The sequence below is a fragment of the Rhodococcus sp. EPR-147 genome (assembly GCF_001647185.1).
Taxonomy (GTDB): Bacteria; Actinomycetota; Actinomycetes; order Mycobacteriales; family Mycobacteriaceae; genus Rhodococcoides.
In genome coordinates this window covers 1-1,231 of record NZ_LVCU01000140.1, presented here as the reverse complement: position 1 = coordinate 1,231, position 1,231 = coordinate 1, and the positions used below count along the sequence as shown (strand labels likewise).

At 63.4% G+C, this 1,231-nt stretch carries 1 protein-coding gene and 2 pseudogenes; all 3 read left to right on the top strand.

Annotated features, from left to right (window positions below; genetic code table 11):
- Positions 1-210, top strand: a pseudogene (locus A2J02_RS28095) (ABC transporter permease); the annotation flags it as partial.
- The gene (locus A2J02_RS06755) at positions 207-986 is read left to right on the top strand and encodes an ABC transporter ATP-binding protein (RefSeq protein ID WP_068048389.1); all 780 of its coding nucleotides are present in this window, start codon (positions 207-209) and stop codon (positions 984-986) included. The pseudogene A2J02_RS28095 and the gene A2J02_RS06755, both read left to right, overlap by 4 nt.
- Positions 983-1,231: pseudogene (locus A2J02_RS06750) on the top strand (ABC transporter permease); the annotation flags it as partial. The gene A2J02_RS06755 and the pseudogene A2J02_RS06750, both read left to right, overlap by 4 nt.

Here is a 1,231-nt window from a genome sequence, read left to right as displayed (position 1 = left end):
GTCGCCGAAATCTCCACCGGAACGACCGGCGGTATCGGTAGGCAGATCATCGTGTTCTCGCAGCAGGCAACTGGAGATGCGTCCCGCCTGTACGCCGCTGTTCTCGGCGCAGCGGTGCTCGGGTTGGTGGTGACCGCACTGGTATCGCTGCTCGATGTCGCGCTCGGCCGTTATGCGGGCCGCTCGCCCGGTCGAAAGGATCGGTCATGACCGAGCATGCGGTACTCGTCGAGGGCGTGGGGAAGACGTTCGACGGGGGAGTGACTGCGCTGGAGGATGTATCGCTCGCGATCGCCCCCGGTGAATTCGTCTCGCTGATCGGGCCTTCGGGGTGCGGTAAGTCGACGTTGCTCCGCATCGTGGCCGATCTCGAGCAACCGACGTCCGGTTCGGTATCGGTGTTCGGCCTGTCCGCTCGCCGAGCCCGCGTCGAACAGAAGTACGGCATCGCCTTTCAACAGGCAGGGCTGCTCGATTGGCGCACAGTGCAATCGAATGTCGCATTGCCGCTGGAACTGCACAAGGTTCCCAAACGTCAGCGAGCAGAACGGGTTCGCGAGTTGCTGGACCTCGTCGGACTCACCGATTTCGCAGAGAAATTTCCCAGCCAGCTGTCCGGTGGGATGCAGCAACGAGTGGCGATCGCACGGGCGCTGGCTCGAACGCCGGGACTGTTGTTGATGGACGAACCGTTCGGGGCACTGGACGAGATTACCCGCGAGAAGATGCAGAACGACCTACTCCGCATCGCCGAGGAGTCCAGCGCAGCAGTGGTGTTCGTGACCCATTCGATTCCGGAAGCGGTGTACCTGTCCGATCGGGTGGTTGTCATGTCCCCTCGGCCGGGACGGATCGTCGACACACTCACGATCGACAGTTTCGATGCGAACGGGGATCCACGAGAATCGGCGGAGTTCTTCGCGTCCATCACCGCGGTTCGTGACGCATTGCACGGCCGTGCGGTGCGCAGTGCGGATCTGCGATGAAGCTCTGGCTGCCACCGGTGGTGTTCGGTGCTACGGCACTCGCCCTGTGGCAGTTGCTCACGGTCGTCGCGGGGGTTCCGTCGTTCCTGCTGCCGTCGCCGAGCGCCATCGCCGAGCAATTCGTGCGCAACCTCGGCAACATCGGATCGGCAAGTCTGGCAACGGGAACCAACGCTCTCGTGGGGATGATCGCAGGTTCGGTCCTGGGTCTCCTCGCAGCAATGGCCGCGGTTCGCCTGCGGATC